We start from the raw sequence: 6,623 nt of genomic DNA, 5'->3' as shown, positions 1-6,623 counted from the left end.
AATTGTTAAAGAGCAGTGCGAACAGCGGGTTAACCGCCTGTCGCGAGGTGGCGTATATTACGCTTTCCTCCTTCAGAGTCAACCTCTTTTTCAGAAGTTTTTCTCCGGCGGTTCAGTTGCCTGAACCTCTCAACACCGCATTCCGTAAGCCGTTGTGCCGTGTCGATGGAGGCGCATTATAGGGAGTTCGCGCGGCCTGACAAGGGTTAATTGCAAAAAGATTACTGTTCGTCTCAAATTTCGCCAAATCGCGTTATTTCAGTACGATTTGCCTGGTAACTGTGCAAAATCCCTGGCAAAACGCTGCACCTGTTGCCAGTCCGTGTATTCCACTTCTTTAGATGCATCCGTTTCACCGCCAGTCATCCGCATAATGAATTGAATCATGACCCGGTCAAACCAACGATAGCGCGGATAATAGAGTGCGCCAGCAAAGACGGCGCAGCAATCAGGCTGCCAGGGCGACTGTGCTAAAAACTTGACGGTATAAGCATTCGTTTCCGGCGAGCGCTTCTCAGGCTTGCGCGCCGTCAGGTTAACGGAGAAAAAGCCGCTTACGCGCTGCTGCAGTGCAGGCAGGTTGTGCTTAACAAATTCGTTTACGACAGGCTGGAAATGACCATAGCGGATTGAAGCACCAATCAACACCCGATCGTACTGCTGCCAGTCGAGTGTCTTTGCATCCTGGATATTGATGACATCGCAAGATTGCTGGCCCTTAATCTCATCAGCAATAGCCGAGGCTATTTTTTGCGTCTGACCATCGCGGGTGGAAAAGAGAATTAACGCTTTCATTATGTTCATCCTTATTCGTTATTCCCGCCAGAAGGTCGGCGTGAACAACACCAGCAACGTGAAAACCTCAAGGCGACCAAACAGCATAGTAGAAATCAAAATCCACTTAGCTACATCGTTCATTGAGGTGAAGTTATCGGCAACCACGCCCAGGCCCGGGCCAAGATTGTTTAACGTTGCCGCAACCGCAGCAAACGCAGAAAAATCATCAACGCCGGTAGCAATAATGGCCAGCATGCTGATCAGGAACACCAACGCGTATGCCGAAAAGAATCCCCATACGGCTTCAAGGATACGTTCCGGCAGCGCACGATTGCCCAGTTTGATGGTGTAAACCGCATTGGGATGGACAAGCCGCTTAAGCTCACGGTTACCCTGTTTGCACAGCAGCAGAATACGAATCACTTTTAAACCGCCGCCCGTAGAACCCGCACAGCCGCCAATAAATGCAGAACACAACAGCAACACCGGTAGAAACAGCGGCCAGCGCGCAATACTGTCCGTGGTGAATCCCGCAGTGGTTGCCATGGATACCACCTGGAAAAAGGCCTGGTTCAGCGTTTGCCAGCCACTGTCATACACATTGTGGAGCCACAAGACGATGGTGCAAATCAGCACCAGCGTCAGCTGCACCCCGATAAACATCCGGAACTCGGGATCGCGCCAGTAGGCTCGCAGATTGCGGTTGCTGAGTAATGAGAAGTGTAGGCCGTAGTTACAACCGGAGATCAGCAGGAACACCGCCACGATGGTGTTGATCGTTCCACTCTGGAAATAGCCGATACTGGCATCATGCGTTGAAAAACCGCCAATGGCGATAGTGGAAAAACTGTGGCCGATTGCATCAAAGGCAGGCATCCCGGCAAACCACAGGGCCAGCGCGCAGGCAATCGTCAGCAACACATAGATGAGCCAGAGCGTCTTGGCCGTTTCCGCAATGCGCGGGCGCATTTTGTTGTCTTTCAATGGGCCAGGCATTTCAGCACGATACAACTGCATGCCACCGACGCCCAGAATCGGCAGGATAGCCACGGCCAGCACAATGATCCCCATGCCGCCAAGCCACTGCAGCATCTGGCGATAGAACAAAATGGCTTTAGGCAAGGAGTCCAGCCCCACCAGCGTGGTCGCGCCCGTGGTAGTTAATCCGGAAAAGGATTCAAAAAAGGCATCCGTAACGGACAGGTGCGGCTGTTCAGCAAAGATAAAGGGCATGGCACCGACGCTGCCCAGCACGGTCCAGAACAATACGACTATCAGAAACCCTTCGCGCGGCTTGAGTTCCGTTTTCTTCTTGCGATTCGGCCACCACAGTAACGAACCGATCACCAGGGCCATCATAAACGTCTGGCTGAAGGCGCGGCCCGCGCCATCCCGATAAATCAGCGCAACGAGGCCGGGTAAAATCATCGTTACCGAGAAGAGGATCACCAGCAGACCGACAATGCGGGTAATGGCGCGAAAGTGCATTAAGCCGTTCCTTTAATTAAAGAGAAGAACATCATGGTGTAAGCGGAAGAAGCGTTAACGCACCCCGGCTGAAGTCTGACAGGTTTTGCTTAAATCCATCAATATGTCCATAAGGCAATGCCAGCGTCATAGTGATACGGTCAAGATACTGACTTTCAGAAATGCTCCCTTCAAAGCGCTGCACCAGGCGCTCAATATCGCTCAACTGGGCGTAATCGCACTGTAACGTGAACAGTTTTACCGGAACTTTTCGCTGGCGCTCAAGCTGTTTCAACCCTTGTTGGACACCGCCGCCATAAGCCTTAACCAGGCCCCCCGTCCCCAACATAATGCCGCCGTAGTAGCGCACGACCACTGCCGTAATTTCTCCGATATCGGCACCCATTAACTGCGCGAGCATGGGTTTACCTGCCGTCCCGGAAGGCTCACCGTCATCGGAAAAGCCCAACTGCTGTGAGTCGTTGGGCGCACCCGCTACCCAGGCCCAGCAATGATGCCGGGCAGTGGGATGATCCTGCTTTACCTGCTGGACAAAAGCCCGCGCCGCGTCCACGCCACAGGTGTGAGCCAGCAGCGTAATAAACCGGCTTTTTTTGATCGTCTCCTCGCTGACGCTGAGCGCCTGCGCAGGAATATCAAACGCCTCCATCAGGCAAGATGCAGGTCGCGCGTCATGTTTTCGACGCGGTTCGCATGGATAATCACGTTGTCCTCAATGCGGATACCGCCATAAGGCTTAAGCGCATCCAGTGCCTGCCAGTTAAAATGCGCGCTGAATTTGCCTTCTCGCAGCGGGGCCAGCAGTGAATCAATAATATAGAAGCCTGGCTCAATGGTTAACACCATCCCAGGCTGGATAACCCGGGTGCAGCGCAGATAAGGATATTGCTCTGGCGCGGCCAGGTGCGTACCGGTTTCATCCTGCATAAAGCCCGCGACATCGTGGACCTGCAAGCCCAGCGGATGGCCTAAACCGTGTGGCATAAAGGGGCCGGTCAAATCCTCGGCTACAAGCGCCTCTTCGCTTATCCCGTGCACCAAATCAAACTTCGTCAGCAATTTCGCAATACGTTGATGCATTTGCAGATGATAATCGGTGTAGCGCACGCCCGCTTTCAGCGTAGCAATCAACGCCAGCTCTTCCGTATTCATCGCTTCAACCATTTTGGCATACAGCGTGCCGCTTTGTGCGGCATAACTGCGCGTCAGATCGGCGGCATAGCCTTGATATTCCGCTCCGGCATCAATCAAAAAACTGTAACGCTTAGCAGGTGGCTGATGGTCCAGTTTGGTGTAGTGCAACACGGCGGCATGCTCATTCAGGGCGATGATATTGCCATAGGGCACATCGGTATCGCGATGTCCGGTTGCCGTCAGGTAAGCCTGATTGATATCAAATTCACTCAGGCCGGCAGAAAAGGCCTCTTTCGCCGCACGATGCCCGGCCACGGCAATTTTTTGCGCCTGACGCATACAGCTGAGCTCGTAATCGGTTTTTATGCTGCGATGGTAATGCAGGAAATCGATCACGCCTTTTGGATTAATATTTCCCGCCTTAATCCCTAATTGCGCCGCACGTTCGATCACCGGGCCAATGTAGGCGACGTTTTCACGTTGGGCTGGCAGAAGATCGCCGATGGCATTCGCGTTTGCCAGGCCGATAATCTCAACGTCATCGGTCCAGAAACTGTGCGGAAGCGGTTCAACGTTATGCCAGTAGTCCACCGGAGAGTAAAACCACAACTTCGGTTTGTTCACACCGTCAATCCACAACCAACAGTTTGGCACCTGGGTTACGGGCACCCAGGCCTTAAATTGCGGGTTAACCTTAAACGGATAAGTATGATCGTCCAGAAACACGGTGAGCAACTCGCCGGAATGGATCAGCATGGCATCCAGTTTATGACGTGCCAATACCTGCTGAGCACGTTGTTGCAAGGTCGTAATATGCGCGTGATACAAGCTTTTTAATGAATCCATTGCCGCCTCTCCAGTGTCCGGAAAAGCCGCAGTTTATCACAGCCTAAATACGGATGCCGGGTTCAGGGAGGCTGTGATCTTGTTAGCAAATAAACAAAGAGCTGTTTGCAAAAAATTAACATCGCTCCCAAACTCACGATCATCTGGTATGACCAGATCACCTTTCGCGGTTTCAGGAGACGTACATGCTCTACCAAGGCGCTAACCTCACTCTTAATCAGTTGGACGACGGCATTGTCGAGCTGGTGTTTGATGCCCCCGGCTCCGTTAATAAGCTGGATACACAAACCGTTGCCAGCCTCGGCGAAGCGATTGCTGTGCTGGAGCAACACGCCGATCTGCGCGGCGTGCTTCTGAGCTCAGCTAAACCCGCCTTTATCGTTGGGGCTGACATCACCGAATTCCTTGCGCTTTTTGACGCGCCAACGGAAAAGCTGAGCCAGTGGCTGACGTTCGCAAACAGCATTTTTAATCGTCTGGAAGATTTACCCGTTCCCACCATCGCCGCGATCGATGGCTACGCGCTGGGCGGTGGCTGTGAATGTGTTCTGGCGACGGACTTACGGGTTGCCACGCCGACCGCCCGCCTGGGCTTACCTGAAACCAAGCTGGGCATCATGCCGGGTTTTGGCGGCAGCGTTCGGCTGCCTCGCCTGTTGGGTGCTGACAGCGCGCTGGAAATCATTGCGGCAGGTAAAGATATTGATGGTATGGCTGCGCTCAGGCTGGGTCTGGTCGATGCAGTTGTCAGCCCTGATAAACTGCGCGATGCAGCGCTGACAATGCTTAAAGCGGCAGCCAGTGATGGCAGTTGGCGGGCACGTCGCGCCCCTAAATTAGCGCCGTTAAAACTCAGCCCTGTCGAGGCCGCAATGAGTTTTACGATCGCTAAAGGCATGGTCATGCAAACGGCCGGGAAACATTATCCTGCGCCGCTCACCGCCGTGAAGACGATCGAGGCCGCAGCCGCATTAGGACGTGACGATGCGTTAAAACTGGAAACGGCGGCGTTTGTTCCGTTGGCGCAATCGGATGTGGCTCGCGCGCTCGTCGGAATTTTCCTCAACGATCAGTACATTAAAGGGCTGGCAAAAAAACGCAGCAGCGAAAATGGTGCGCCGAAGCAGGCTGCCGTGCTGGGCGCCGGGATTATGGGTGGCGGCATCAGCTATCAGTCGGCGTGGAAAGGTGTGCCGGTCAAGATGAAGGATATTCATCCGCAGGCGCTGACCCTGGGCATGAACGAAGCCAGTAAGCTTCTGAACAAGCAGCTGGAGCGAGGTAAGATAGACGGGAATAAGCTGGCTGCCGTCATTGCCACCATTCAACCTACGCTGGATTATGCCGGATTTGATCAGGCCGATGTCGTGGTCGAAGCCGTGGTCGAAAATCCACAGATCAAAGCCAGTGTGCTGGCTGAAACAGAAAAGCATATGCGCAGTGATGCCATCCTGGCCTCGAATACCTCTACGATCCCCATCAGCCAGCTGGCGCAGGCACTGCAGCGTCCCGAAAACTTTTGCGGTATGCACTTCTTTAATCCGGTTCCCCGTATGCCGCTGGTAGAAGTGGTTCGCGGAGAGAAAACCAGTGAAGCGACGTTGGGTAAAGTCGTGGCATGGGCCAGCAAGATGGGCAAAACCCCTGTCGTGGTGAATGACTGTCCGGGCTTCTTCGTAAACCGTGTTCTGTTCCCTTATTTTGCCGCGTTCGGCATGTTGTTGCGCGATGGTGCGGATTTCCGCCAAATCGATAAAGTGATGGAAAAACAGTTTGGCTGGCCAATGGGCCCTTCTTGGCTGCTGGATGTCGTGGGGATTGATACCGCACATCATGCGCAAAGCGTGATGGCGGATGGTTTCCCACAGCGTATGAAAAAGGACTATCGCGATGCTATCGATATTCTGTTTGAAGCAAAACGCTTTGGTCAGAAAAACGGTAAAGGCTTCTGGCGTTGGGAAGAAGACAAAAAAGGGAAACCTAAAAAAGTCTCTGATCCCGAGGTCGATGCGCTGCTTGAACCTGCCTGCCAGCCTAAGCGGATCTTCAGTGATGAAGAAATCCTGAACCGCATGATGCTGCCAATGCTTAATGAAGTTGTCCGCTGTCTGGAAGAGAAGATTATTGCTTCACCTGCCGAGGCAGACATGGCGCTGGTGTACGGCCTGGGATTCCCGCCATTCCGTGGTGGGGCTTTCCGTTATCTCGACACGCTGGGTAACAGTAATGTCGTGGATCAGGCGAAACGCTATACGGCACTGGGCGGCCTGTATGAGCTGCCTGCCCTGCTGTCAGAAAAAGCGCGCCAACATGAAAGCTGGTATCCCGCCGTCAAACCGATTGATGAAGCCGCGTTCAGAAGCGCCTGAGGTGATAAA

5 protein-coding genes are annotated in these 6,623 nt (G+C 53.4%); 1 reads left to right on the top strand and 4 read right to left on the bottom strand.

Annotated elements, in window-relative coordinates; genetic code table 11:
* Positions 1-258: 258 nt before the first annotated feature.
* The 4 genes from hemG to pepQ are packed head-to-tail and all read right to left on the bottom strand — an operon-like array spanning position 259 to position 4,245.
* The gene (gene hemG / locus ACPXSQ_RS19825; RefSeq protein ID WP_015701289.1) at positions 259-795 is read right to left on the bottom strand and encodes a menaquinone-dependent protoporphyrinogen IX dehydrogenase; all 537 of its coding nucleotides are present in this window, start codon (positions 793-795) and stop codon (positions 259-261) included.
* Between the two features lie 18 nt (positions 796-813).
* Positions 814-2,265, bottom strand: coding sequence for a Trk system potassium transporter TrkH (gene trkH / locus ACPXSQ_RS19820; RefSeq protein ID WP_013024109.1), 1,452 nt, complete (start codon positions 2,263-2,265; stop codon positions 814-816).
* A 31-nt stretch (positions 2,266-2,296) separates the two neighbouring features.
* Positions 2,297-2,914: an IMPACT family protein gene (locus ACPXSQ_RS19815; RefSeq protein ID WP_013024108.1), complete on the bottom strand. Its 618-nt coding sequence runs from the start codon at positions 2,912-2,914 to the stop codon at positions 2,297-2,299.
* Positions 2,914-4,245: a Xaa-Pro dipeptidase gene (pepQ, locus tag ACPXSQ_RS19810; RefSeq protein WP_013024107.1), complete on the bottom strand. Its 1,332-nt coding sequence runs from the start codon at positions 4,243-4,245 to the stop codon at positions 2,914-2,916. Before pepQ ends, ACPXSQ_RS19815 begins: the two co-directional genes overlap by 1 nt.
* A 185-nt stretch (positions 4,246-4,430) precedes the next feature.
* Between pepQ and fadB the strand changes: the two genes are divergently transcribed.
* Complete coding sequence (gene fadB / locus ACPXSQ_RS19805) at positions 4,431-6,614, top strand: fatty acid oxidation complex subunit alpha FadB (RefSeq protein ID WP_014606972.1); 2,184 nt, start codon at positions 4,431-4,433, stop codon at positions 6,612-6,614.
* Positions 6,615-6,623: the final 9 nt, after the last annotated feature.

Source organism: Pantoea sp. EEL5 (genome assembly GCF_049892805.1).
Classification (GTDB): Bacteria; Pseudomonadota; Gammaproteobacteria; order Enterobacterales; family Enterobacteriaceae; genus Pantoea; species Pantoea ananatis.
This window is presented reverse-complemented; position numbering and strand designations above follow the sequence as displayed.